The sequence below is a fragment of the Vibrio sp. 03_296 genome (assembly GCF_002265885.1).
Genome location: NZ_NPKW01000921.1, coordinates 1 through 1,734, shown reverse-complemented (window position 1 = coordinate 1,734; position 1,734 = coordinate 1). Strand labels below are relative to the sequence as shown.

The window sequence follows — 1,734 nt, the reverse complement described above, 5'->3', positions numbered from 1 at the left end:
ACATACTCTATCAATATCCTTACCTGAATATAACCAACTATTACGGCTTTGTAATGTTTGGGAAAGCCTTGTGTAATTGAGTGTTCGTTAAGATGGTCTCCATCAACTACATGATGTCTTAACGGAGTAAAACATGAAAACAATCAAAATCGCATCAATCACCGCAATGCTAGGTTTCGCTACTTTATCATTCAACGCTTCAGCTGCGGATAACAAGACTGTTTCAGTGACACAAATTTCGTCTCAGTTTGCTTTTGAGTTAGTACAAGAGGCTGTCAATCAATGCAGCGCAGAGGCTACAAGTGTCTGCAACTGTTGTTGACTTATCGGGCAACGTTGTAGCTCAGCTACGTGCCGATGGAGCGGTATCCATACTCTAGACAGCTCACGTAAAAAAGCATTTACCGTGACAAGTATGAAACAACCATCAGGCAACTTAATGAAGACAATCGCTGAGAAACCAATCCTACGCCTTTGCAGTACAATGGATGAAAAGCCTACTGTTCTTGGCTGGCAGGTGTACCTGTAGAGTTAAACAAAGTGATAATTGGTGCCGTGGGCGTTGGTGGCGCGCCGGGTGGTCATCTGGATGTAGCCTGTAGCGGAAGCTGCATTGAAAAAACTTCTGTAATCTACGCATAACTAAATTCTATACGAGCACTTCATAGCTACTTGGTGGAGTGTTCGTTTTTAATTTCAGGCTAGCTCTATTCCCCTACTACTTAGCTTTCGTTATGCAATTACTAGATTAGAGTATGTTTGGTTCTATCGTGCTCAACACTGTTTGGCAAAACCAAGTTACCCCGTCAGACTCATTTCCCCACAGAACAGCCTTCCCTAGCCTCTCTCCTCAAACTCGCTTACTATGCCAAGTACCCAATAGCTTTGTGAGTCATTCATGAGCAGCAAAAACAATAAAAACCTCGGTATTCTTCTTAAACTCAGTACCTTTGTTTCACCTTATAGATGGCGGGTTGCTGCCGCTTTGGTGGCGCTTGTGGCCACGGCGAGCCTTACCCTTTCTGTTGGGTATGGGGTGCGTATGCTTATCGACCACGGGTTTGCCCAACAATCGTTGCATGAGCTCACCAATGCGATTCAATTTATTGTTGGCGTGACGCTGTGCATGTAGCGATTGGTCACCTTCTTTTCTGGCTTTTATTTGGTTTCGATCGGTTGGGGAGCGTGTCAGCGCCGACATTCGCCTTGCGGTGTTTAACCATGTGACTAACCTTGCACCCGAGCTACTTCGAGACCAACAGCAGCGGCGATATTATGTCGCGCCTCACCACGGACACCACTTTGCTGCAAAGCATCATTGGCTCATCGTTTTCCATGGCGATGCGCAGCGCACTGATGTGCGTCGGGGCGATAATCATGTTGTTTGCCACCAACTTTAAGCTCACGCTGATCGTGCTCGCTTCCGTACATTGTCGTTGGTTCTATTTCGGTTTATGCCGACGCGTGCGTGCCCTCTCTCGCCAAAGCCAAGATTCAATGGCTGATGTGGGCAGCTACGCCGGAGAAGCGATAGAACACATTAAAACCGTGCAAAGCTTTAGTTCCGAGCAACATGAAAAAGCCGCCTTCGCGGTTGAAGTCGAGAAGGCGTACGAATCGGCAGACAGCGTGTAAAACAGCGGGCGATTTTAATCTCTGGCGTGATTGTGATTGTGATTGTCTTTAGCGCCATTGCAGGCATGCTTTGGGTTGGTGGCAGTGATGTGATCCACG

At 46.9% G+C, this 1,734-nt stretch carries 2 pseudogenes; both read left to right on the top strand.

Going from position 1 to position 1,734, the window contains the following annotated elements:
- The first annotated feature begins 133 nt into the window (after positions 1 to 133).
- Positions 134 to 642: pseudogene (locus tag CIK04_RS35830) on the top strand (heme-binding protein).
- A 256-nt stretch (positions 643 to 898) separates the two neighbouring features.
- Positions 899 to 1,734: pseudogene (locus CIK04_RS28850) on the top strand (ABC transporter transmembrane domain-containing protein); the annotation flags it as partial.